This is a genomic window from Vibrio sp. 14N.309.X.WAT.E.F5 (genome assembly GCF_030397615.1).
Taxonomy (GTDB): domain Bacteria; phylum Pseudomonadota; class Gammaproteobacteria; order Enterobacterales; family Vibrionaceae; genus Vibrio; species Vibrio lentus.
The window spans coordinates 23738-50110 of the sequence record NZ_JAPNXR010000022.1 but is presented as its reverse complement, the minus strand read 5'-3'; the positions used below and the strand labels follow the sequence as shown (position 1 = coordinate 50110).

The 26373-nt window shown below is 44.5% G+C and carries 18 protein-coding genes; 15 read left to right on the top strand and 3 right to left on the bottom strand.

The window, feature by feature from the left end; genetic code table 11:
* Nucleotides 1-58: 58 nt before the first annotated feature.
* From OW495_RS19335 to OW495_RS19310, 6 genes are all read left to right on the top strand, one after another.
* Nucleotides 59-2182 (top strand): TonB-dependent siderophore receptor, encoded by a 2124-nt coding sequence (locus tag OW495_RS19335; protein ID WP_076653996.1) that lies wholly within the window; start codon nt 59-61, stop codon nt 2180-2182.
* 91 nt (nt 2183-2273) lie between these two features.
* Complete coding sequence (locus OW495_RS19330) at nt 2274-3224, top strand: iron-siderophore ABC transporter substrate-binding protein (protein WP_076666641.1); 951 nt, start codon at nt 2274-2276, stop codon at nt 3222-3224.
* Between the two features lie 2 nt (nt 3225-3226).
* A complete protein-coding gene (gene fhuB / locus OW495_RS19325) occupies nt 3227-5221 on the top strand; it encodes a Fe(3+)-hydroxamate ABC transporter permease FhuB (RefSeq protein WP_076666639.1) in 1995 nt (664 codons plus the stop codon).
* 222 nt (nt 5222-5443) lie between these two features.
* Nucleotides 5444-6256, top strand: coding sequence for a crotonase/enoyl-CoA hydratase family protein (locus OW495_RS19320; RefSeq protein ID WP_076666637.1), 813 nt, complete (start codon nt 5444-5446; stop codon nt 6254-6256).
* Between the two features lie 93 nt (nt 6257-6349).
* A complete protein-coding gene (locus tag OW495_RS19315) occupies nt 6350-7525 on the top strand; it encodes an outer membrane protein transport protein (protein WP_289887824.1) in 1176 nt (391 codons plus the stop codon).
* Complete coding sequence (locus tag OW495_RS19310) at nt 7525-8214, top strand: hypothetical protein (protein ID WP_076666634.1); 690 nt, start codon at nt 7525-7527, stop codon at nt 8212-8214. Before OW495_RS19315 ends, OW495_RS19310 begins: the two co-directional genes overlap by 1 nt.
* A gap of 88 nt (nt 8215-8302) precedes the next feature.
* Here OW495_RS19310 and OW495_RS19305 read toward each other — a convergent pair whose 3' ends face one another.
* The 3 genes from OW495_RS19305 to OW495_RS19295 form a co-directional block, all read right to left on the bottom strand.
* The gene (locus OW495_RS19305; protein ID WP_076666632.1) at nt 8303-9916 is read right to left on the bottom strand and encodes a bifunctional aspartate transaminase/aspartate 4-decarboxylase; all 1614 of its coding nucleotides are present in this window, start codon (nt 9914-9916) and stop codon (nt 8303-8305) included.
* A 172-nt stretch (nt 9917-10088) separates the two neighbouring features.
* Nucleotides 10089-11807, bottom strand: coding sequence for an aspartate-alanine antiporter (aspT, locus tag OW495_RS19300; RefSeq protein ID WP_065104677.1), 1719 nt, complete (start codon nt 11805-11807; stop codon nt 10089-10091).
* A 109-nt stretch (nt 11808-11916) separates the two neighbouring features.
* Nucleotides 11917-12189, bottom strand: coding sequence for a hypothetical protein (locus OW495_RS19295; RefSeq protein WP_017109456.1), 273 nt, complete (start codon nt 12187-12189; stop codon nt 11917-11919).
* A 245-nt stretch (nt 12190-12434) separates the two neighbouring features.
* Here OW495_RS19295 and OW495_RS19290 point away from each other — a divergent pair, with 245 nt between their 5' ends.
* From OW495_RS19290 to OW495_RS19250, 9 genes are all read left to right on the top strand, one after another.
* Nucleotides 12435-13574, top strand: a complete 1140-nt coding sequence (locus OW495_RS19290; protein WP_065104679.1) for an efflux RND transporter periplasmic adaptor subunit — start codon at nt 12435-12437, stop codon at nt 13572-13574.
* 9 nt (nt 13575-13583) lie between these two features.
* The gene (locus OW495_RS19285; protein ID WP_076666630.1) at nt 13584-16625 is read left to right on the top strand and encodes an efflux RND transporter permease subunit; all 3042 of its coding nucleotides are present in this window, start codon (nt 13584-13586) and stop codon (nt 16623-16625) included.
* Between the two features lie 226 nt (nt 16626-16851).
* Nucleotides 16852-17532, top strand: a complete 681-nt coding sequence (locus OW495_RS19280) for a DUF3313 family protein (RefSeq protein ID WP_102578980.1) — start codon at nt 16852-16854, stop codon at nt 17530-17532.
* A 390-nt stretch (nt 17533-17922) separates the two neighbouring features.
* The gene (locus OW495_RS19275) at nt 17923-18558 is read left to right on the top strand and encodes an SDR family NAD(P)-dependent oxidoreductase (protein WP_289887819.1); all 636 of its coding nucleotides are present in this window, start codon (nt 17923-17925) and stop codon (nt 18556-18558) included.
* Nucleotides 18559-18817: 259 nt separating this feature from the next.
* Complete coding sequence (locus OW495_RS19270; RefSeq protein WP_099165616.1) at nt 18818-19930, top strand: NADH:flavin oxidoreductase; 1113 nt, start codon at nt 18818-18820, stop codon at nt 19928-19930.
* A 409-nt stretch (nt 19931-20339) separates the two neighbouring features.
* Complete coding sequence (locus tag OW495_RS19265) at nt 20340-20975, top strand: CatB-related O-acetyltransferase (RefSeq protein WP_099165615.1); 636 nt, start codon at nt 20340-20342, stop codon at nt 20973-20975.
* Nucleotides 20976-21140: 165 nt separating this feature from the next.
* On the top strand, nt 21141-22787 hold the full coding sequence (locus OW495_RS19260; protein ID WP_102340618.1) for an ABC transporter ATP-binding protein: 1647 nt from the start codon (nt 21141-21143) through the stop codon (nt 22785-22787).
* On the top strand, nt 22784-25036 hold the full coding sequence (locus OW495_RS19255; RefSeq protein ID WP_289887817.1) for an ABC transporter transmembrane domain-containing protein: 2253 nt from the start codon (nt 22784-22786) through the stop codon (nt 25034-25036). The genes OW495_RS19260 and OW495_RS19255 overlap by 4 nt, the downstream gene beginning before the upstream one ends.
* Nucleotides 25029-26342, top strand: coding sequence for an HlyD family type I secretion periplasmic adaptor subunit (locus OW495_RS19250; protein WP_048614198.1), 1314 nt, complete (start codon nt 25029-25031; stop codon nt 26340-26342). The genes OW495_RS19255 and OW495_RS19250 overlap by 8 nt, the downstream gene beginning before the upstream one ends.
* Nucleotides 26343-26373 lie beyond the last annotated feature (31 nt).

The window sequence follows — 26373 nt, the reverse complement described above, 5'->3', positions numbered from 1 at the left end:
CATACAATGCAAATGAGATTTATTATTATTTATATTAAGCATTGGTACCGAGGGAATCATGACCACTCACACTCGTTTTAAGTATTCATCACTTGCAGTAGCGTTGCTCACTGCGTTTTCAGCGCAAGCGTTGGCGGAAGAAACCGTTACAGCGGCAGACTCGAATATCGAAACTGTCACTATCATGGGCAAAGCCTATCGTAATACAGCGACTAAGTCGGCACTTGAGCCTGAAGAGACGCCTCAAGGTATTACGGTTATTGATGAAGAACAGTTAGAGCAACGAGGTGTTCAATCTTTGAACCAAGCCCTTCGTTATGCACCTGGTGTTGTAACTGAAAACCGTGGTGGATCTGTAGCCATGTTTGATTCTTACTCTATCCGTGGTTTTAACACCAACAACGTTAACTACTACGATGGCCTTTCGCTTCAGTTCTTGAATGGTTGGAACTTGCAGCCACAGATTGATCCTATCGCAATGCAACAAGTTGAGATTTTTAAAGGTCCAACATCAGTACTGTACGGTGCAATGCCACCGGGCGGTATGGTGAACATGATCGCTAAAACGCCACAAACTGAACAGTCAACGAAGGTTGGCGTTGCAACGGGCTCACGAAACCTACAAGAAGCTTCAATTGATACGACGGGACAATTTGGTGACAGCGATTTCTCCTACCGTTTAATAGCACTTGCTCGTAAACAAGATAGCCAAGTTGATAACGCTGAAGAAGAGCGCTATTTAATTGCTCCTTCTGTAGATTGGCAAGTAAGCGACAAAACACTAATTAATTTCAACCTTTACTACCAAAACGATCCTTCAATGGGCATTAACTCAGCAATGCCTTTGGATGTATTGAAAGCGAGTGATCCATCGGTTTCGATGGGGGATAAGAACTGGAGCAAGTTTGAACGTGAAGTGTTGATGGTTGGTTATAAAATTAACCACGACTTCAATGATAATTGGACCTTCTTACAAAATGCTCGTTATACCGATGCATCTCTGTACCAAGAGAATACCTACCATCTTAGTTATGATCCGAGCACACCAAATCAATTATCGCGAGCGTTGTACTCAACGGACGAGAGCTTTAAAGGTTTTGTCATTGATAACCAACTGAGCGGTGTTATTAAAGCCGGATCGATAGAACACAATGTGTTAGTTGGTGTTGATTACCAAAACATGGATGGAGATGTTAATTACTCGTCTTATAGTGCTAACGGAAGTGGTTTCAATAGCTTCGACCCGTTGAACCCTAACAATGATCTCCTTGATCGTAGTGACGTGACTAAAACTGGTGAATATCTTGATGACACCACATCAAGTCAGCTTGGTTTATACCTTCAGGACCAAGTTCGTTTAGATGCATTAGTGCTTATTGCCGGTGCGCGTTTTGACCATTACAAATCAGAAAGCGATTATTACGCACATGAATCCGATCACAAGCAATTTACTTATCGTCTAGGTGGTTTATATGAGCTTGATAATGGTCTATCTCCATTTGCGAGTTACGCGACCAGTTTCGAGCCAGCTCCGGGTGTTGATAAGAGTGGCAATGAATTTGATCCTGAAATGGCGCAGCAAGCTGAGATTGGTGTGAAGTACCTGTCTGATGATATGTCGAAAGAAGCAACGGTTTCTCTCTTCCATATCACTAAGCAAGACATGTTAATGACTGACCCTAGTAATGTTTATGGGCCAAGAATTCAAGTCGGTGAAGTGGTATCACAAGGTGCTGAAGTGTCTGGTCGTTGGTTTGCTACTGAGAACTTTGATATTGCCGCAGCTTACACTTACGTGGATATGGAAATAACAGAAGATACGAGCAATGGTCTAGAGGGCACTACACCAATCTATGTACCTGAACATACTGCGAACTTGTGGGCTAACTACAATGTATTTACAGGGATGCTAGCCGGCTCTCGACTAAGCGCAGGCGCTCGTTACGTTGGCGAAATGCAAATGGATGCGAGTAATACACAAGGCAAAGTGCCGTCTTACACTGTGGTTGATCTATCTGTAGGTTATGACTTAGGTGCCGCAAGCGAGACTTTATCTGGTGCGACTGCCAACCTAGCCGTGAACAATATTTTCAATGAAGAATATTACGCGTGTTACGACCAATCGAACTGTTGGTTCGGTGCTGAGCAGTCTGTAGAGCTAAGCGTGAACTATGAATTCTAACTAGGTTAGGGTTATCAATTTGAAAGCAGCCTAGTTAAGGCTGCTTTTGTCGTTTGAAGAAATATAGAATTTAGATTGAGTAGGCAAAGATATGAGCTTAAAACCAATAGCTTCCCATTTTTCTAAAGCAAAGAACTTGAATACAAAACTCGCGTTATCCATCTTAGCGAGTACGTTATCGTTTAATGTAATGGCGGATTATCAAGTCGAAGATAGCGAGGGCGTTAAAACCCTTGAAACCCAACCGATTAGAGTCGCGGCGCTGAACTGGGATATTGCTGAACAAGTGATTGAACTCGGCGTTACGCCAGTCGCAGTGCCCGATATTGCAGGTTATACCGATTGGGTTGTTCAACCTGCCATTCCAGAAGGTGTGGCGGATATTGGCACTCGAACTGAGCCTAATTTTTCTGCTTTGAAGAAGCTAAACCCTGATGTGATTCTTATCGCTTCTCCTCAGAAAGATCTTCAGGAGCGACTTTCTGAAATTGCGCCCGTACTTTACTACCAAACGTACAGTGACCAGCACAACAATGCAGCGGCTGCCATTGAGAACTTTAAGAAGATAGGTCAATTGCTTGGCAAAGAAGAGCAAGCGAACAATAAACTTGCTGCGATGGATGAACGTATCGCGGTTTTAAAAGCTGAGTTAGACAAAGCGTATCCGGGCGACAAGCCGAAAGTCACCTCTTTCCGTTTTGCGAGTACTACTTCGGTGTTTATCTACGGCGATAACTCGATTCCGCAATATGCACTTGAAAAGCTTGGTTTTGAAAATGCGATGGATCTTCCTGCGAGTCAGTGGGGCATCAGTCAAAAGCGTATGACCGAGCTTAAGAACGTCAAGGGTGGCATTGCGCTTTACTTTGAACCTTTCCCATATCAAGACAAGTTAGACCGTTCTCCGGTTTGGAAGAGCATGCCTTTCGTTCGTAATGGTCAATTTAGCCCAGTAGCGGCAAGTTGGAGTTACGGCGGTGCCATGTCGATTTTGTATAACGCTGAAGCTATGGCGCAATCGCTGCTGACGCTAGCGGAGTAGTAATGAAATCCAGTAGTTTTATGATGGGGGTTGCGTTGTTTTGTGCTGTCCTTGTTCATTTATGGTTAGGGCAGTCGGAATTTGGCCCTATTGGTGAGTTGCTTCAACAAGTCTCACAGATCAGTGATATCGCTACATTCAACTCAATGGTCGATGAATCATTCGAGCTGATGGCGTTAATTTATGTCAACTTACCTCGTTTGGTAATGGCGATTTTGGTTGGCGGAACACTTGGTACCATCGGCAGCTTGTTTCAACAACTGACACAGAATCGCATGATGTCTCCGCTTACCTTAGGTACGTCGTCAGGGGCGTGGCTTGGTCTGGTCATTTTGAATGTGGTTGCGCCGATGTTGGTCGCTCAGTATTCAGTTTGGTTTGCTCTAGTTGGTGCGCTGCTTGCGATGGGGCTGATTGTTTCGATTGTCGGAATCAAAAACATGAGCGGCTTGCCAATTGTATTGGCGGGTATGGCAGTCAACTTGTTGCTAGGTGCATTTGCAACGGCGATTATTCTGCTTAACGACCAGTACGCACAGAATCTGTTTGTGTGGGGAGCGGGTGACCTAGGACAAAATGGCTGGGAACAAGTGCTGTGGTTGATGCCTAAGTTACTGCCGATTTTTGCCATATTCTTATTGGCGCCAAGAGTTCTGACTTTGCTTTCGATCGGTACTGAAGGGGCAGCGGCGCGCGGGCTCAATATTGGCGCAACATTCTTTGTCTTGATGGCGGTTGGCGTTTGGTTGGCTTCAGTGTCGATTACCTCGGTAGGCGTGATCAGTTTTATCGGCTTGATTGCCCCTAATATTGCTAGGCATCTAGGTTTTCTAAAGGCCAAATCTGAACTCGTCGCAAGCTGCGTATTAGGTGCGCTATTACTCTGTGTCACCGACAGCTTGGCTATTTTCTTGGCACAATGGTCTTTGGATATGATTCCAACAGGGACGGCAACCGCGGTGATTGGTGCTCCTGCGTTGATCATTATTGCGAGAAAGCAATTATCGGCTCAAGATCAGCTGTTTTTCTCGATGCCTAAAGGGCCAAAGTCTATTTCGCCTTTGGCTTCTTTCTTGTTGGGCACGATGATTGTTGGATTGCTTGCGTTGAGTGCATTATCTCAGCCTTCTTCTGATATGGGCTATTTTGTTATCCCAGACGCATTTGAATGGTCTATTCGTTGGCCGAGAATGTTAACGGCGATATTCGCTGGTGGCGGTTTGGCGGTGGCTGGTGTGATTTTACAAAGACTGGTCTACAACCCGCTCGCAAGCCCAGACATTCTTGGTGTGTCGGCAGGTGCGGTTCTAGCTTTGATTTTCAGCAGCTTGTTTATGGGATATTCGATTCACTCATTGAGCCCTTGGATTGCTTTCTTAGGCAGTGCGATTGCACTGTGCTTATTGCTATTCCTTGGCAAGAAGCATCAGTTTGCACCTTCGATCTTGATTCTCACAGGTATTTCATTAACCGCCGTTTTGGAAGCTTTGGTGCAATTCTCTTTAACACGAGTGGGTGAGGGGAAATACACATTATTGGCTTGGTTAGCCGGCTCTACTTACCGTGTGGAGCCTGAGTCAGCCACTATAATGGCTGTAGTGATAACGGCTTGTATTGGTGTTGCTCTGTTACTGAGCCGTTGGGTGACCTTAATTGCGACTGGCCGACAGTTCGCGAGTGCCAGAGGGCTGAATATCAATATCGCCTACGTGGCACTGTTGTGTATTGTTGCGATCTTATGTTCGGTCGTAACAACCACCATGGGGCCTGTCGCGTTTGTGGGCTTGTTAGCTCCGCATATCGCTGCAATGGTGGGGGCTCGTTTGGTTCGAGAGCAGATCATCTTGTCGTTTTTGATTGGTGCAGCATTGATGCTATTCGCCGATTGGCTAGGGCAAGTGGTGGTGTTCCCAGCGCAGCTTGCAGCAGGCACCTTAGTTTCAATTATTGGTGGCAGTTACTTCATATTCTTGCTGTTAAAGTCTCGAAGGTCGTAGAGACAGTGTTACCTATTTAATGAAATGTTAAGCAGAATATTAAGGCAGTGATAGAACGATCTATCACTGCTTTTTTGCTTTCGGCTGTTGGAAAAGAGTGGAGTGTTGAGACTGTGTAGACGATAAAATGAACAACACAGCTCTCGCTTCTTAATGTGAAGTTTGGCATATGTTAATAAAATGTATAACCTAAAGGTCTGACCACTTAATTGAGTAGCCCACATGACCGATCTCTCTCGTATTACTTGCTCCATTGATGAAAACCAAATCGCGACCGTGGCATTAAATCGCCCTGACAAACTGAACGCCATTGATATGGCGATGTTTCAGGGCGTCAATGACATGATTAGGAACCTAAAAAAGAACACTGAAATTCGCGCGGTGATAGTGAAAGGTAATGGGGCTGATTTTTGCTCAGGGCTCGATATTAAGTCTCTGTTGACCAGTAAATCTGGCGCGATGAAGCTTTTGTTTAAATGGTTACCGACATTGCCAAACGCTGCTCAACATTTCTCTCTTGCTTGGCGAGATATTCCGTGTCCGGTTATTTTTGCGATTCACGGACGTTGTTGGGGAGGTGGGCTTCAACTCGTCAGCGGTGGTGATTTTAGAATTGCTAGCCCAGACGCAAATTTCTCTATCTTAGAAGCGAAGTGGGGGTTGATTCCAGACATGGGAGGCGCTATCGCATTTCGTGAGTTGATGCGTAAGGATCATACGTTAGAAATGGCAATGACGGCCAAGGTGATCGACAGTGAAACAGCAAAAGATTATGGACTGGTAACCAAGATTGCCGAAGACCCTTACGCTGAAGCTTATGCGTTGGCACTTGAGTGTGCGAATCGGTCGCCAGATGTTGTCGCTGCAAATAAGAAACTCTACAACAAGACTTGGTGGTCAAGCCCTGGCATGGCCGTGTTTTACGAGACCTGGTATCAAATAAAGGTAGGGTTAGGCAAGAATAGAGCAATCGCTGCTCAACGTGAAATCAACCGCGACAAACCACGTCCATACGTCGCGAGAAAGTTCAAATAGCTTTTGTACAGGAATAACGGATATTCCATTTGCTTATGGGGCTTTGCGGTAACCTTAGAGCAATTTAATGTCTAAGGCTAAATGAGCAATCTGATGAACAAAACTTTTACTTACTCGCTAGCTGCCACCGCAATTTTTACAAGTTTAAATGCTTTCGCAAGTGGTCTATTTTTACAAGAAGCTGTCGTCGCCAATGCTGGTACTACCGGCGCCGGGGACGGTGTTTATACTCGCTCTGCTGCTGCAATGTGGACGAACCCTGCCACCATGTCTCATATGGGCGAAAGCAAAACGACCATCAATACCATGGCATTTGATCTTGAGATGCAATATCAAGATAACCAAGACTCTAGCGGTGATGGTAAAGGGCACTCAGTGCTTCCTTCATTTGGTGCCTTCCACGCGCATCAAGTAACAGACAAACTGCACCTTGGCATCGCACTTGGCGCTGTCGGTGGTTCTAGCCTAGATTACGGTAGTGAATGGGCGGGTGCTGCACTTCTAGAAGATATTACTCTAACTGCAATGCAAGTGAACCCATCACTCAGTTATAAGCTGAATGACCAGTGGTCAGTAGGCGCGGGTGTTCAATTCAGTTGGGCTGCGTTTCAACAAACAACGTCGGCATTCACGGCAAAACAAGACACTGATTGGGCCTACGGCTATAACCTAGGTGTAATGTACACACCAACAGACAAGCTCAAATTAGGCGCAAGTTACCGTTCGAAACTAGAGCATGAGTTTAACAATGAGTTAAAAGGCTCCTTACCTGGTAGTAATCGTTCTTTATCTACGGATATTGCGTTACCTGAGATTGTCGATGTCAGTGCTAGCTACGCTTTGAACCAACAGCTTGACCTATTGACGAGCATTCAGTTCCACCGTTGGAGCGCGTGGGACGAGACAGTATTAGACTTTGGTGCATCAGTTGGTGGTAACCCTGTAGGCGGAATTCCAATTAAGCGCGACTGGGATGATGTGTGGAAGTTCGCTTTGGGAGCTGACTACCAACTTAACTCAGACTGGCGTCTAAAAGCGGGCTTCTCTTACGAAACATCGCCACAGGACGACCCGTCAATGCAGTGGGTTGACCTCCCTGTAGACGAACAGTATCGCTATTCGGTAGGTGCTTCAACGTATTGGGATGATATTTTAATTGATGTGTTCTACGAATACGCGGACTTGGGTTCGGTTGAAATGGATCGTTTAATGGTTGATGGCTCTTTCGACGGCCGTATCCACTTCGTTGGCGTTAGCGCGACTTTCTAATGACAAAACATAATCTATTCATTGTTGCTGCAGTAACATTAGGTTCAACGGGTGCTTTTGCTGAAGAGAAGCATCCAGATGATCCGACTAAAATCGTGACCAAAGCCGGCGTTGCTTATAACGAAGAGCTTAAGTTTTCGGGGTCTATTGGGCTTGATGAAGCTCGAATGATCAATGCTCGTGTCAACGCTGATGGCGAAGAGTGGCGAGTGGGCGGCTCATGGCTGTTGCCTTTGGGTATCGTCAACTTCAACTTTAGTCGCTCTGAATACGACAACGATGCTTATAAGAATAACTACAGTATCGGGACATTTGTTCCGTTGAGTTATTTTGATATTGAGCCGTTCGGTTGGCAAATCTTCCCGATGGCTGGCTACAGCTATAACGATGGTGAAGTGGCAGTATTCGATGATGAGAATGTAGGTTCTGATTATGTGTTGATGCCGAGTTCAACACATGGTGGTTATATTGGTGCCTTTGGCTTGAAAACTATCACGGATGAGTGGTCTATCATGGGCTTCGGTGGTGGTTCAATGGGTTCTGACGATTACTCCGGCTATTGGGCTGGCGTTGGTGCGAGCTACAAGTTGAGTGATGCTCAATCATTCAACTTTTTCACTATTTTTGCTGAGGACGATTTCGGTGAAAATAACAGTGTCGGTGCATCGTATACCTACGAATTTAACTAGCTAAATTTAAGGCCCCATGTTCGTAATATTTGAACATGAGGCCTTTATTAATTTTTGTGTTAGTTGCTTTTCAGCGACTGCTCTTTTATTACTTAGCTGCTTGAGAACACAGTGTTTCGTAACGAGCAACGTAGCTTTGCATTACCGTATTCATCGCATCTGTGATGTTTGAGTATTGCGCTTCTTCTAGGTTCGCAAGAGAGACTCGTAGCGACCAAGTTGGTGCATCAAAGCCCGCCCCTGGCATTACAATCACACCATGCTCTTCTGCAAGACGAACCAAGAAGTCTAGCGGTTCGTAGGTTTCTTCTAACCAAGAGAAGAAGCCCTCGCTGTGAATTGTTTGAGCGATTTCTTTCAGGTCAATCTCTACATAATAAAACGCACCTGTTTTATCGCCTTCAGCAATGGTTGGCGTTGCTAGGTTTTTCTGCATCAAAGTATTGTATCGACGACGTACAATCTGCTTAGCCAAGCGCTTGTATTCTTCACCACCTTGCATCAATGACAACAACGAGAACATCGTCATTTGGATTTGCTGAGGTGTTGAAAGGCCAGCAGTATGGTTCAGTGCAACAGCACGGCTGTCAGCCACCAAACGGTCAATAAATTTAATCTTACTCGGTTCAAGGGAAATGCCTTGGTATCGTGCTGTTAATGTGTCTCTGGTTTGCTCTGGAAGGTCTGCAATCATACGGTCGAAGTTATTGTCTTCGTGAACGCCAATTACGCCTAAACGCCAACCTGTTGCACCAAAATACTTAGAGTACGAGTACACAAGAATCGTGTTCTTCGGAGCAAGCATCGCTAATGAAGTGAAGTTATCTGCAAAGGTGCCATAAACATCATCAGTCAGTAAGATGAGTTCAGGACGACGGTTAGCAATTTCTGCGATCTTGAAGAGCGTCTCGTCACTCAGTCTTACCGATGCTGGGTTACTAGGGTTCACTAAGAAGAACGCTTTCACGCTTGGATCGTTTAATTTCTCTAATTCAGAATCAGGGATCTGCCATGCTGATTCTTCTGTTGCCATGATTTCCACTTTGTTTAGTGAATAATCTTCAAGCTCTGGCATCTCGATGTAAGGCGTAAAAATTGGTGCGCCAATCGCAATCGTGTCGCCTTTGTTTAATAAGCGGTTGCTCTTCAATGTATTGAAGATGTAGACCATTGCTGCGGTACCACCTTCAACTGCAAACAAGTCAAATTTGCCAGCAGGTAGCGGTTGAGAGCCTGCCATTTCTTGCTCGATGTATTTACGAGCAATAAGTTCTGAATACTTGAGCATACGATCAGGCACTGGGTAATTGTTACCTAGAATACCTTCAACCCATTCATCAATAAGTGCATCACCGTCTACTTGGTACTGCTCGGTGATGAATTGGAAAGCTTCGATCAAGAACTGAACACCTTCTTGATCTTCATGTTTTTCACAAAACTGAAGAAAGCGCAGGCTAATATCTTGTTGAATTCCCATACCACCAAAGCCTTCATACCCGGAGAAGTTCGATTTTGACTCTTCAAGTGCAAACATACCTAATTGGAAGAAGGCTTCACGTGGTGCTGTTGCAACCCAGTTTGGGTTACCACGACCAGCATTGATCATCGATTTTTCATGTGTGTTTTGCGCAAGGTCGATCAGTGTGTTTTTGATTTCAAATGGGCTTAGTGTTTCTAGGCGTTTTTCATCTGTGCGTTTCATAGTAATTTCTCTTCTCGTTAATTTAAAAATTAAATTTGTTAATATCCAATTATTTTGAATATATAAGTTAGGTAACTTCTCTGAGTCGTTAGCCTGATAGGCTAGCGACTGTATTAAGCCATTGATTAATAATCTGAATGTTCAATTGTCTGATTCAGCGTTCAGGTTTTGATTACGATATTTTGGTAATTAGGTTGATAATGATCGGACCCCATAAGGTGAGGAAGATATTGGCAACCGCATAAGTCATCGTGAAACTTGGCACTGGTGTGCTGTTTTGTGTTTTTTCTAGTAGCGATGCGAATGCAGGGTTTGCACTGCGGCTACCGGCTACAACCGCTAGGGCTTCAACTGGGTTTTTGATTTTCAACACGTAGTAGTTGAATAGGAACGTTAGGATCTGAGGAATCAGGGTCACTAACACGCCAAGTAACAGCAGCGTTACGCCATTTTGTTTGATGGCTGTTAACGCAGGAGCACCTGCATTGATACCAACCACCGCAACAAATACCGCTAGGCCAAATGTCTGCATGAAATTAGCAGCGCCGTGGTTAATACTGCCTAAGCGTGGAGTGCGCATTCTTAGATAACCCACAAGCAGACCGGAAACCAGACAACCTAAACCTGAACCCAGAGCGATATGAGAGCCACCAATGGTGAAGCCGATTTCGCCGATGAGGTAACCCAGTACCATACCGAACGACATGGTTACGAAGTCAGTTACACTCCCGAGCGGGCTGTTGTAACCGATTTTTTTGACTACTTTAGCCAGGTCTTCTTTTTGACCGACAAGGGTAATCTCGTCACCTAAGTGCAACTCTGTTTCAGGCAGTGTTGAGATGTCGTGTCCCATACGTGACAGTTGAGCGATATAAACACCGCGGCGAATACGTGCATTGGTTTCGTCGTGAAGCCTACGCAGAGTAATACCGGCCAATTTCTTATTGGTGAGTACGACTTTTTGTTGTGTATGAACTACGTTGTTTTCTTCGCTGAATTCCCCCAGTTCAACACCAAGTGACGTCACTTTGGGAAAGGCTTGAGTTAACCCCGTGAGATAAACTTTGTCGCCTGCCGCTAAGATAGGGTTGCTTGCAATATCTAAAGTGGAATCGGTATTTTCGTTGATGCGATAGATCGCTTCGATGGTGAGATCAGCATTGAAGGCTTCTTCTAGTTCAACCACACTTTTGCCAATAAACATTGAGTTCGCAGTTACTTGGTAAGCGCGTGAAGATACTCGGTTTAAAGCAGTAAACTCACCTTCGTTTAATTGCTTGCTGCCAGAGCCCATCTGTTCAGCGAGTTTTTTCGCTTCTTTGGTGATGTTCCAGCCCATAACCATAGGGATAAGAGACATCATCAAAATTGGGCCCAGTGAGCCGAAGATGTAAGTGATTGAGTAACCAACAGCCACGTTTGTTTTAAGCGTTGAGGTTACATCTGGAGCCAGGTTTAGTTGGTCAATCGCGTTACCCGCAGTACCAATGATCGCCGATTGTGTTAAGCCACCAGCCGCCAGACCAGCTGCTAAGCCTTTGTCTAGCCCTGCCCATTTAGCGAGAAGAACGACCGTGATTAATCCGATAAACGTCATCACAAAGGATGCGAATAAACGGGTTAACGATGAAAGGCGGAATGATGAGAAAAACTGCGGACCGCCGTTGTAACCCACCATAAAAATAAATAAAGCAAAGAAGATACTTTTCACTTCATTAGAAATTGCGATTCCACCAATTTGTCCAAGTGCAACGGCTACCAGAAGTGAACCAGCAATACCGCCAAGTTCAAATTTACCTATTTTGATTTTGCCAATTAGGTAACCAAGACCTAATGAGAGAAAAAGAGCTATGAATGGATAGTCTCTTAATTGTTCAATTATAAATGACATAGTAAATCCTTGATGGAACATCATGTTAATAACTCGACGTTCCAATTTTTAGATATGTTTTATTTAAAGTGGCGTTTCATTATTAACGCCACTTAGACAATCATAGTGCTTAAGAACTTTGCTTTTTATGGTGTAAGCGTGATGATTTCTTATGTGCGTGCGTTTTATCTTTATGGTGCTTATTGTGGTGACCATCTGGATGATGATTAACTAAATGTTTGTGACCTTCAGGTTCTCCGCCATGAGGGTGACCAGAATGAGATGGTTGATGCTCTCTATATTCTAAATGGTCTTTATTATGTTTATGGTCGACATCTTCTCCATATACGCGTTTCATTTTTTCTTTAATCGCTACTTTTGTATGGTGTGCTTGATTAGACATATTTATCTCGGTTAGTTGTTTAAGGAACGAGGAGAATTATATCTGTTTGTGGCTAAGATAAATCACGTGGTAATAAAATCGACATAAAGAATGGAAATGATTTTTACTTGATTATTTTTAATTAAGCCATTGTATTTATTGGTTTTATTTTTATTTTATATAGGCTGAATACGATGTTATGGGAGTTTTATTTATTGGAGGTGGTGAACGTTAGAATGGCCGGACTTTAAACACGAGGTGAACACATGAGTAAATATAAAGGCGTTATCGTCGGGTCAGCTCTATTTATATTGTTATCTTTTGTCTTTGGCTTTCATTATGTGAAAGGCGAAGTTATCAAAGAAAAACTAGCAAGTTTTAAATTACCAGCGACTTCAGTAACAACACAGAAAGTAAATAAAGAAGTGTGGAATGAAAGTTTACAGGTGATTGGTAATATTCATGCCAACCAATCAGTTAATGTTTCGAGCCAAATGTCAGGGCAAGTAAAAGAAGTGCTTTTTAATTCGGGGCAGTATGTAAATAAAGGTGACGTGTTGATACAGCTTGATGATGCTCTATTGAAATCTAATTATAAAAGCCAGTTGTCGAAGTTGGAATTAGCAAGAGTTGAATTAGTGAGAAACAAAAAGCTATTAAGAAATAATAGCGTATCTCAAAATTCGGTTGATAAGCTTACTGCTCAATTTAATTCGGAATCTGCAAAGCTTGATTACATTGCTACTCAGATTGAATACATGAAAGTGAAAGCACCATTTTCTGGCAATGTGGGAATTAGAAAAATTGATGTGGGTGATTTTATTAATTCAAGCACCGAGATTGTAGACCTAGAAGATAGCTCTAAACAGTTTGTCGATTTCTCTATTTCGGAGCTTTACCTTCACGACGTTCAAGTAGGGCAGACGTTACAGTTTGAATCTGATGCCGCTAACGATGAAGAGTTTCATGCAACGATTTCAGCGATTGAGCCGAGTTCAGACGCGAGTACACATAACATCGAACTGCGCGCGGTGACCACAGAACCAGTGCCGTTGGAATCGGGCATGTATGTCGATGCGACATTAACGACATCAGAATCAAACACCGTGATCAGTGTGCCTTCAGTGGCGATCAGCTACACATTGTCTGGCGATACAGTATTCGTTTTGGACCTAGCAACTAAGGCTGTAAGTCAGCACTCAAGTGATACACCTTTTTATGAGTATAAGGTGGTGCAACGCACCGTTGAGGTTGGCCCAAAACAAGACGGGTATGTAGGGATCCTTTCTGGATTAACAGAAGGGGATGTAGTGGTGACGTCGAATCAGCACCAACTTAAAAATGGCGGTTTGGTGCTGGTTAATAATCAACGACCACTCGTTACCGATACCAAGAAAAGTAACTAGGATACTCCCATGACATTTACTGATGTATTTATCAAACGCCCCGTTTTGGCGACGGTATTGAGCCTTGTGTTGTTGGTCTTGGGTTTAAAAGCCTTTACCTCTCTACAAGTTCGCCAATACCCAGAAATTGAAACCGGCGTTATTACGATCACAACAAGTTACCCAGGTGCTAGTGCATCCAGTGTACAAGGTTATGTAACGCAGCCGCTTCAGGCCGAGATCGCTCAAACAGCAGGCATTGATTACATGACATCGGATAGTGCCTTGGGTAAGTCCGTGATTACCGTGTATTTGAAGCTGGGTTATCCGTCGGACGGTGCGTTGACTGAAATTCTGTCTCTGGTACAGCAAGTGAAGTACAAGCTTCCTTCTGGCGTTCTAGACCCGAGTATCCTTAAGTCGACATCGCAATCACCGATCTTATATGTCTCATTCTCGAGTGACACGTTGAAAACTGAACAGGTATCAGATTACGTAAGCCGAGTTGTGAAACCGACCTTTTCAACGGTAGAAGGGGTGTCGAAGGTTGATATTTTAGGTCAAGAAGACTTTGCGATGCGTATTTGGCTGAAACCTCAAAAGCTTGCTTCGTATGGTTTAACAGCGACTGACGTACAAAATGCTCTGCGTTCAAACAACATTGTGAGTGCGGCGGGTAAATTGCAGAGCCCTTATATCGAAGTTGATATTAACGCACACACAGACTCTAGCTCCGTTGCTGACTTTAAAAACATGTCGTTGAAGACACACGATGGCCAATTGGTGCATTTAAAAGATGTGGCGACCGTCGAGTTAGGGGCGACAAATTATGATTCAGATGTTTTGTTTAACGGTGTCACAACGGTTGCAACCGCGATCAGTAACACGGCGACGTCTAACCCATTAACGGTAGTGCAGGGGATCTATGAATTACTGCCACAGATAAAAGCAAGTTTACCTGACGGTATCAAAGCCAATGTTATTTATGACTCGACCAAGTTCATCGAGACATCGATTGATGAAGTAGCAAAAACGCTGATGGAAGCGGCTCTGATTGTTGTGATTGTTATCTTTGCGTTCCTAGGTTCAATGCGAGCAATGTTAATTCCACTCGTAACGATTCCACTGTCACTGATTGGGTCAATGTTCTTCATGTTAAGCATGGGTTTCAGCATCAACTTGCTGACGCTATTGGCGATGGTATTAGCAATTTCTTTGGTGGTTGATGATGCCATTGTGGTGGTGGAGAACACATTCCGTCACCTAGAGGATGGCACGAGCCCAGTTAAAGCAGCCATGGACAGCGCACGTGAGATCGCGGGGTCGATTATTGCGATGACCATTACATTGGCGGCGGTATACGCACCAATCGGTTTCATGGGTGGCTTAACCGGCAAGCTGTTTACTGAGTTTGCGTTTACCTTGGCGGGTTCGGTTCTGATCTCTGGGTTTATTGCTTTAACACTGACACCAATGATGTGTTCAAAAATCCTAAACAAGTCTGTTTTAGATGGAAAACTGGTTAAGAAAATCGATGCAGTTATTGCAGGTGTAACCGAGCAATACCGTAAAGTTCTAGAGCATGTACTGAATAACCGAGTGTACATTTGGCCTGTTGTTGGCACGTTATTGGTAAGCCTAGTGTTCATGTTTATGAATACCGCATCAGAGCTTGCTCCTGAAGAAGATCAGGGCGTAATGATTGTAATGGGGCAAGGGCCAGCACAAGCGAACACGGACTATATACGTCACTTTACACCAGCATTGACTGAAGCGATTTCAGATAATGATGAAGTACAAATGACCATGTTGGATAACGGCTATATGCACAACAACGCTTTCTTTGGCCTAGGTGTATTGAAAGATTGGGATTCACGCGAAGCAACGGCGAAAGAGGTGATGCAACGCTTCGAGAAACAGAGTTCTGTATTACCGGGCTTGCAGGTGTATACCTTCTCTCCACCGGATCTACCAGGAACGCCACAGGGCTTGCCATTCCAGATGGTACTGAAGACACCAACGGGTTCGTATCAGGATCTTTACCAGTACGCAGAGAAATTGAAAGAGTACGCACAGAAGAGCGGTAAGTTTATCTATGTTCAAAATGACCTTAACTTCAACAAACCACAGGTAGAGATAGAGATCGACCGCGACAAAGCCGCGCAAATGAACGTGAGTGCGCAAGATATCGGTACGGTATTGTCTCGCTTCATCAGTGAAGGGTTCGTCAACTACTTCTCGATGGATCAGCGTAGCTATCAGGTAATCACTCAAGTTCCGAACGAGAATCGTAACTCTTGGGATGATTTGAAGAACTATCACGTACGATCGAATACCGGTGAGATGGTACCGCTGGCTTCGTTAATTGAAATTAGCGAATCTGTTCAGCCATCAAAAGTGGATCAATTCCAGCAGCTAAACAGTGCAATGATTGAAGCGAAAATGATGCCGGGTGTCAGTATTGGTGAAGCGTACAAAGTAATGGAAGAGGGAGCCGCGAAGATTCTGCCTACGTCGTACAGCACAGATACATCTGGTCAGCTTCGTCAGTTCTTACAAGAAGGTTCTTCGTTGGTAACAACGTTCTTCCTAGCTTTGGTGATCATCTACTTGGTACTGGCTGCGCAGTTCGAAAGCTTGCGTGACCCATTGGTGGTATTAACCAGTGTTCCATTATCGATTTTTGGTGCTTTGATGCCGCTCTACTTAGGCATTGATACGCTCAACATATACACCGAGGTGGGCTTGGTTACCTTAATCGGATTGATCAGTAAGCACGGTATCTTGATTGTGGAGTTCGCGAACCAGATGCAGCAGGAGCTGAAATGCAGTCGTCGTGAAGCTGCCATCCGTTCGGCAACGGTTCGAATGCGACCAGTGTTGATGACAACGGCAGCGATGGTGGTTGGTGTTGTTCCACTGCTAGTGGCATCGGGCGCAGGCGCACAAAGTCGATTCTCGATTGGCTTGGTGATTACGGTCGGCATGTCGGTGGGTACATTGTTCACCTTGTTCGTTGTGCCAACCATCTACACCTACTTGGCTGCGGATCACCGAGGACAAGAAGCCTAATTCAATAGTTAACGCTTATGTCTAAACCGTGTTGTGAAAATCACCGTTTAGATATAAGCAACCGTTAAACGTAAGCAAACAACGACTCAACAGTGAATAGCGCCACAATCGCGCTTCACTGCTGAACGAAATTTAACTAATACACATTTAATCTGCACGAATTTAATTTATGAGCCCTATCGCTTAGGGATTCGTGCACTCAAAATTCAGAAAATTAGAGGTTCACATGAAACTACATTACTTATTCCCACTACTTGCTTTGTTCACTGTTGGCTGTTCAAGCACGATGCCAAATAAACAAGAAATTCAAAGCGTAGACTCAGAGCATTACTTCGTTGATAGCCAGTTTGATGACGATATGGCGGGGATGTCATGGATTGCGAAAGACAGCGGCACGCATTATTTCAACCAGTTTAAATTTGAAACGGTAGGCATCAAAAAAGCGGGCATAGATAACCGAGTATCGAAAGAAGTACAAACGCAATTCAAATCTGAACTTGTCAAAAAAATGGATGAAAAGCTGGCACATAAATTACAAGGTTACTCGAACGTAATTTTGGACAATAAGGTGCTCGATATTAGCGTGATGCTGTATGGCATTGAGGACATTCCAGAAGACATGCGAGTGACCGAGTTTATTCCAGTGGGTACTGTGATTGGTGCTGTTAAATACGCAGCGGGTACACGAGATCGCTCTATTCGCATGCTAGCGAGTGTTGATCTGAAAGATCACGAATCTGCTGAGCTGATTGGCCGCCGCATCTTTGTCGTAAATGATAACGGTGTTCTAGAGAATGAAAAATCTGAGATTACCGTAGCCATGTTGGATAAGAATATTGATCAAATTACTCAGCAAGCGGTCGACTTCGCTTTCGAGGTCGCTTACTTAAATAAAAAAGAAGACTAAGGCTATCGAGATAGCTTGATTACAGTTACAACAGTGAACGTATTGGTGTCGGTCTTCTACTGATCAACGCTTTGTAACTGTTGGTCGCTAAGCTTGCTTCAATAAATCGCTTCTGTAGCGAATCGCATCTCAAACAGCCTGTATCGAAAACAAAACAGACCGCCGATGATTAGCGGTCTGTTTTCATATCAGCATAGATAGAGCGAAGATTTAGTTGTTACTGAAGGCGAAACTTGTTCTTTTTCATCACCACCGGTACTAAGTCCTCGATGAGCTGTGATAAATGTCATTTTTAATATTGAGACTTATTCTCATTTATTGATCTTAATGAAAGAACCGATTAGATTGTCCGGCTAGAATCAGCAAGTACATGATTATTTTGAGGTGTTTATGAGTACAGTTGTTGTATGGGGAGCGGGAAGTGGTTTAGGTGCGGCAATCGTCGAGCACTTCCATCTACAAGGTCATGACGTCGTGGCGGTCGCGAGAAATCCAGACAAAAATGCTCGCTTGCAAGAGCTGGGTATTAAAACACTGCGTTGTGATGCAACAATCCAAGAACAAGTAGAGCGCACTGTGGCTGAGTTACCGAAATCTGCACTCGTGGTCTCCAGCATGGGTAGCTTTAACGCTGAGGTTCCGGTTGACTACATTGGTCATCGTTATCTTATTAATGCGTTGGAGCAAAACGGCATTGCTCGATTTTTGTTGGTGACATCATTAGGTTGCGGTGATTCGTGGCAGTACCTATCTGAACGCTCGAAGAGAGGGTTTGGTGCTGCGGTTCGTGAAAAAACACTGGCCGAATCTTGGCTAACGTCCAGTACTTTAGATTACACAATCTTGCGACCGGGTGGCTTGTTGGATGGTAAAACCACAGGTAACGGAGAATTATCACAACAAGTCGAAGTGCATGGCGTGATATACCGACAAGAAGTGGCGCGCCTTATCGAAACCTTGTTAGCCAACAGCGCGAGCATCGGTCAAGTTTACCAGTGTGTGGATCCGACGGTGACATACGGTTAGAACACCTCCTTGTTCGCTGGCTGATAAAGCAGTTAGATGATTCATAAAGCCGTTCACAGATAATGAACGGCTTTTTCTTATACTAGTGTGACCCTACCTTAATCTAGATTAAGTTTTCCTCGTCTTATTCTCTGTACTATCCGCATAAATCAACGCCCGTTCAGTAATGGACAAAAGAGAGTCACTTTGTAAAAAAGAAGTGGTTCTCTTTTGTCTTTTAAAATGGGCAAACATAATAAAGATTTAATGAGGATAAGACTTGAGCACTTTGTTTACAGAAACCCGCATCGGCACCATGACATTGAAGAACCGCTTTATGCGAAGCGCGACGTGGGAAAATATGGCAACAGAAGATGGCCATATGACAGACAAGCTTTACGCTATCTATGAAGAGTTGGCTCAAGGTGAAGTCGGTCTGATCGTGACGGGCTATGCCAACATCGTGGAAGAAGAGAAGCCTAATGCAGGCATGATGGGTATGTATAACGACTCGTTTATCAAAGAGTATCAAAAGCTCACTCAATTGGTTCATGACAACGACTCTAAAATCGTGATGCAATTGGCATACGGTGGCACAAAGACCACGCATGATCTTGGCGAACGAGTGATCTACGCACCAAGTGAGGTTCCAGAGAAAGGAACTCAAACACTAGGTAAAGCGATGACCAAAGAGGAAATTGACTACATTGTTGATGCCTTTGCTCAAGCGTCTTTGAGAGCACAAAAATCAGGCTTTGATGGTGTTGAGATTCATGCTGCTCACACTTACCTGATTAACCAATTTCTAAGCCCTTATTACAACCAACGTGAAGATGAATACGGCGGTAGTCTAGAGAATCGTATGAGATTTCTGTTAGAGATCTATACTGCGACACGTAAGCTGGTGGGCGACGACTTCCCAATTTTAGTTAAGCTCACGGCCTCTGAATTCTTTGACGGTGGTGTTACCTTCGATGAAACACGTCTCGTGTGCAAAAAGTTAGAAGACGTGGGTGTTGATGGCATCGTGGTGTCAGGCAACATCCATGGTAAAGCCGACACCATGATTGGCGAATCTCACGATGGATTCACCATTCAAGCTGAAGGTTATTTTCACGAATATGGTCATGCTATCAGCCAAGACGTTAACATTCCGGTGATCACTGTGGGTGGATTGACGGATTTCGATGCCATTGAAGCCATCGCAAACAACACGGGCATTGAATACTTCGCGCTTTCAAGACCGCTGCTTTCTGAACCACATTTGGTTAAGCGTTGGAAAGAAGGGGACAGAAGCCCTGTTGAGTGCGAAAGATGTTCAAAATGCCGAACTAAACGTGGCAACTTCTGTGTCGTGAATAAAGACAGAAAAGCACAGCTTGCTCGTATGTAGTCGCTAAGCCTAGCTCCAAGCGTAAGCCTAAATTTATAAGCGAGTCTAAGTTTGAGTCGGTGTTAATCACAGACTCAAGCTTGTATTCTACAAAGCGATATTTGAAACCTTATTAATCACATTCCTCTGTCAATTTGGTGCGCATAAACAGGTACAATGCGCCCGTAAATTTTTTAACCGAGTTATCGTTAACAAACCGAGTCTACTGTGAAATTACTTCCCCTCTTAAAGCAACCTCGAATCCACTGACGTCTCTTTAGTTTCTGCGACATTACGATCATTTCAACTGTGACTACACTATTGATGTATTAGGGCACCCAGTGCTACTACGTCAGCGAAGCTGTGCACGTTGAATCTGTATTGTCGAATATATTGATATTTAACTAATAAAGATTAATCAGAGGTAAAAATGCAAAACAAGCATTGGTCTAAATTCGAATTGCTGCATGAAGTAGTCAGCAACCCCAATATTCATATCAAAGGTCAACACAGTTACTACAGCGATTGCTGGGACAACGGGTTTGAAGGATCAGTCGTCCGTTATCTTCATGGTGATGAAGTCAGCCGTCAGTGGGAACCTCGCTGGGAAATCGATGAACTGTACATCGGTGACTATGTTTGTATCGGGGCTGAGGTCGTGATTCTGATGGGCGGTAACCATACCCACCGAGTCGATTGGTTCTGTTTGTATCCATTTATGGATGTGATTGAAGACGCCTACATAGGTAAAGGTGATACTCATATCAAAGATGGTGTTTGGCTAGGCATGCGAGCGATGATCATGCCCGGTGTTACTATTGGCGAAGGCGCTGTAGTTGCAGCGAATAGTGTGGTGACTAAAGACGTCGCACCCTACAGCATTGTCGGTGGTTCTCCAGCTAAAGTCGTCAAATACCGCTTTGATGAGTCCGTTATTGACGAACTCATGTCATTCAAAATATACGAGTGGCCCTCAGATAAATTTGAAGCGCTGAAACCGTATTTATGTAACTCAGACTTTTCAAAGCTAAAGCAGGCGATAACGGATTATGACAATTGTTTGTAAGGAGCGCTTGTAAGGAGCGTTTTTAAGGTACGGGTATAGCCACAGATTTGTGTAGAAAGATCTGTGTCATATTTATATTGAAAAACACGTTAAATCAGTTCGTTACCTTGCAATACTCAACATGGTGTACCAATCTTATTTCATAAGCATGGATAAGGATTGTGTATGCCCGCAAGTTCAATGAAAAACAAAGGGGTGGTGGGGAAAGTCCTACTGCCTTCTTTACTCATAAATCTTCTCTCTCTCGCCGTTCCGTTAACGGTTTTACAAATTTACGATCGTATTTTACCTAACCAAAGTTACGGTACTGCCACTTTGTTGTTGGCGGGTGCAGCGTTGGCTGTTGCCATGGAAGCATTGATCCGGTTTGTGCGTACTTGGCTTTTGTCAGCCGCGGCCAGCAATACAGAGAAAGCGACCTATCAAACCTTGGTTGAAAGAGTAACAACGGCTTCATCAGGCCATCTTCGCCACATTGGTGTTGGCGGCGTGGAAGAGGGGCTGGGCTCAGTATCAAAAGTCAAAGATTGGTATTCCGGCGGTGTGATTGCAGGCTTTATTGATTTGCCTTTTGCATTGATCTTCTTGGGCTTGGTGGCTTACATCGGCGGTGAGCTGGTGGCGATACCTTTGGCAGTTTGGCTGATTACTCTCGGAATTGTTTGGTTATCTTCTATTCGCGTTAAAAGTCTAAGTGAAGAAGCTTCCCAAGATGAGCAGGAGCGAAAAGCGTTTTTGATTTTGTTAAGCCAAACCATTCAAGGAATCAAACGTCAGGCTGTTGAGTCTCGAATCTTCAATCAGTTTAAATCCCTCAATAATGTTCGCTCTCAGTCTAAAGCGAGAGAAGAAGAACAGAACGCCTTCGCCCAAGAGTGTATTCAGCTTGCTGCATTAGCCACGTCAGTTTTACTCGTGATCACGGGCAGCTTATGGGTGTTGGATGGTCAGTTAACTACTGGTGGCTTGGCGGCATGTTCTATCTTATCGGGCAGAGCCGTCGCACCTTTAAGTGCTTTGGTGGGAGTTCGAATTAAGCTTAATTCAATACACAGTGCTAATCAGGCAATAGAAAAATTGAGTGACTTGTCACTATCGGACTCTCCAGATTCTGAGCAAGCTGAGAACCACTTATCTGACTTTGAGACGTTGGAAATCAAGCAAGCGACCGTTGAAAGATACGGTGAACTCTCTCATGCAGATGTCACACTGAATAAAGGTGAGTTGGTATTGTTAGAGAGTGAGGATCGCCACACTAACAGTCATTTATTGTCGTCGATTGCAGGTATTGATGATCTAAAAGCGGGTGAGTGTTTCATTAACGGAGCTGCAGTTTCAATCGCATCCGTAACCAATATTGTGGCCTACTGTGGCGTTAAAGGGCAGTTGGTGTCGGGTACTATTCTCGACAATTTGTGCGGGTTTGACCCTGAGAAAACGCAAAGCGCCAGTGACTATGCAAAGCGTTTGGGTTTAACCAAAGAGATTACTCGATTACCCGATGGACTAGAGACACAAATTGGCCATACGAGTGCTTCTTTGTTGAGTATGGGTAACGTGAAAATGCTCAATATCGCGGCTCAATTGGCAAGTGATAAACCCATAATCATGTTGGAAAGGCCGGATTCTTCACTTGATTTAGACGCCCTTGGGAATCTAGCTAAGGTGTTGGAAGAAGAAGTAACGGCAGGACGCACGATACTGATGGTGAGCTACCATTCGAAGCTTCGCGAATTGGCTAATCGAATCATTACAGTGGAAAGTCGAGCTATTACGGTCGACAGCGAGAGCAATCAGGAGGCCGTCGTATGAATCGTTTAGATATTGGTAACCCTTCAGGTACGAACAACCGTGCAGATACCAGCGGTCGACAAGAGGTGATGAACCATTTAGAAACCGTGAGCCTTTCCGTTCTTAAGCAGTTGGAAGTTAATGCTAATATCCAGTTGTTCGCACATCAATGGGTCGATGAAAATGGCATTGAATCAATCGACGATATGTTTGCCTTGTTCGACAGGCTTGCACTGCCTTATCGCTTGGTTGCCAACCTAGATGACGTTGGTGAACATAAATTGGTCTTGCTGGTGCTTGGTGAAAATGAGCTTGTCTCTGGTCATTTAGAATCCAAACAATTTGTTGCCTTTAATGCCAATGACGACATCACCGATGTCCCTCAGTTTTGCATCGTTATCGAAGGTCCACCACTAGAGAAGGCTTCTCCTGATTGGGTTGGCGAACGGCTACATGCGTTTCGCCCCATTATTCCTAAATTGCTGCTAGTCAGTTTTATCACTAACTTATTTGCGCTTGCCGTTCCTTTCATCACGATGTCGATTTATGACCATGTGATTGGCGGTGATGCAGGGCATGAGCTGCAAGGTATCGCCATTGGCGCAGCGTTGTTGTTTGTGATGATGGGTTGGTTGAGAACATTACGTAGCCGAGTGTTTGCTTCAGTTTCCAACCGAGTAAGTCGTGAGATCTCTCAATCCCTCGTGCAGCGTCTGCTTCGTAATAGCTATGCTCAAAATCAGCAAACAGCTTCTTCTAGTCAGCAAAACCAAGTGATGTTGTCAGAGCGTATTTCAGGTGTGCTATCGGGGCCATTAGGAAATGCGCTGTTTGATCTACCATTCATTCTTATTTTTGTACTTGCGATAGGTGTTTTAGGCGGATGGTTGGTACTGGTTCCAGTCGTCTCTTTAATCCTTTATTACTTGCTAGCAAAACGCTCGATACGCTCTAGCAGCAAGCGCTCGATGCAATCGACAGTGGCAGGTACGAATCGTCAAAACATGACTAATGAGCTGTCATCCAAGCTTGCCTTTATTCGCAGTGCTGGATTCTCAGAGCACTGGATTCAACGTTTCAAAAAGGCCAATCTTCTTGCGTCTACAGTGACCTTTAATCAATCGGTTCTCCAGAGTCGGTACACCTCGATTTACTACTTCATTGGTGTGGGGTCGACACTCGCCGTGATGGGGTTAGGAATAGGACTTATTTTTGAACAAGTGATGACCCCTGGTGGTTTGATTGCTTCAATGATGTTGATATCTAAGGTGACTGGCCCAGCTCAGGTGTTGGCAAACAGCGCGATGCGTTTTAATAGCTTTAATCAATCCAAGCTGCAAGTGAACCGTATTTTGTCTCAGCCGTCTGAGCGTGAATTCAGTTACCAGCATCACCCGTTACCTGTGGTAGCGCCTAACTTGAAATTAGAGCAAGTGACACTGCGCTATCCCAAACAGAGTCGCCCGGCCTTGAATGGTGTGAGTTTTGATATTGAAGCCGGTGAAATTGTCGCGATTACCGGCCCTTCTGGGAGCGGTAAATCAACATTAATTGAAGTGCTGTCTGGCTTGCAGCCTATCCAAAATGGCATGGTTGAGCTTGAAGGCGTTAACCTCGTTCAATACGATCCGCAGCTTTATCGCCACTGGTGTTTCATTCGAGCCGCATATCCTGATTTGCTTACGCTGAGTATTCGAGAGTGGCTAAACGACGGTCACAAAGTCGAAGATCAGAAAATGATCTCTGCAATTGAAATGGTCGGCGGAAAGCGTTGGTTCGAGACATTATCAGGTGGGCTCGATACTTCCATCAGCAGTATTCAGCCGGACAGCCTTTTTGACATGTTGTCTGGCAGCGTCGCGCAGATCCTCATTGACGCGAAAGCGCTGGTTTATGACTACCCAATGTTCTTAATGGATAATCCTGTGCCTGATGCTCACCCAAATGCTAAACGTATATTTGGTGAATTTGTGCAGTCGAAAAAAGGAAAAGCAACGGTGATTTACACGTCCCACGATCCGGATTTAATCAAGCTTGCCGATAAAGTGGTGGTATTAAATGAAGGTGCAGTGGTTTATGCAGGCCCATTAGAGCCGGAACAGTCTTCGAAGCAGGAACAGCCTTCAGAGCCTAAAGCTTCTCAAGAACCGCAGTTATCTGAGCAACCGTTATCTCAAGAGCTACAGCCGTCAACTCAAGAGGCGTCTGCTCAACAAAATGCAGCCCAACAAGAACAATCAAAGTCTAAGCAAGGAGTCGCTAATGACTAAACAATCTATCGAGAAGGGCAAGCGCTACGGTGAACTTGTTGAATCACAAAATACGGCTCGTACATTGGCGCTGGCCACATGGTCGGTTGCCTTATGTGTTATTGCTTTTGCCACTTGGTCTGTCGTCACCCAAGTTGATGAAATTGCCAAAGCCAAAGGTGCTGTGATTCCAGAAGGCGAGAAGCAAGTATTACAAAGCGCGATTGGCGGGAAGTTAAAGCAAATTCTCGTTAAAGAAGGGCAGTTGGTTGAGAAAGGCCAGCCGCTTGTTGAGTTTGATGCCACTTTCCAGCGTACCGCCCTTGAAGAGCTAAAGTCCCAACAAGTGACGCTTCTAGCCAGTGTGGAGCGTATGAATGCGCTGCTTGAGCAACGTGAGCCTAATCTTGCTGAGTTTGAGGTCGATTACCCAGAGATCGTCAGCCAACAAAAAGCGCAGCTAAACGCGCAAAAAGCCCTCTACTTCCAAAAGCGTGTGGTGCTTGAGAAAGAGAGCGAGCAAATTGCAGAGCAGCTTCGTAGCGTAGAAAAGGCCTTGCCGAGTTATGAGAAAGAGTTAAATGCGACTAAGCAAGAGTTGAACATACTAGAAAAGGGTTATAAGTCGGGTAACATTTCACGCTTACGTGTGCTTGAAATGCGTCAAAAACTGGCCAGTATTGAGCAGAAAATTGAAGAAGCTCGTGGCAAGAAGTCGGTATTGATTAGACAAGCTGACAGTAATGACCAAAAAATTATACAACTTCTGGCCGAGGCGAAAGCTAAAGTGAGCGATGATCGTTCTAAAGCCGTCTCTGACTTGTCAGCCCTGAACGCCAGAGTACGTTCAAGCCAAGCGAAACTGACCAACACCATGTTAGTGTCGCCGCTACAAGGTTTGGTGCAAAGCCTGCCAAGTACACAGAACGGAGGTGTTATTCAGCCGGGTGGGACAGTGGTTGAAATTGTTCCTGTTGGCGGGAAAGCCGACTTTAAAGCTCGTTTGTCACCAAGAGATATTGGTTTTGTGAGTGTAGGGCAGCCGACTCGTATCAAGATTGATGCGTTTGATTACAGCCGCTTTGGGGCGCTAAAAGGGGCGGTGGAGAGTATTTCACCGACCACAAGTCAAAGTGAACGCGGTGAAATCTATTATGAAGTAGTCGTCTCGGTGGATGTTCCCTATTTCCGTGATAATCCGGAGAGCTTTTCTATCTTGCCAGGTATGACGGGCGAGGTAGATATTACAACCGGTGAGAAGTCCGTTTTCCAATACCTGTGGAAGCCAATTTACACGAACGTGAGCGTCGCATTTGGTGAAAGGTAGCTACGTTAACTAGTCGATGAGAGTATACGAA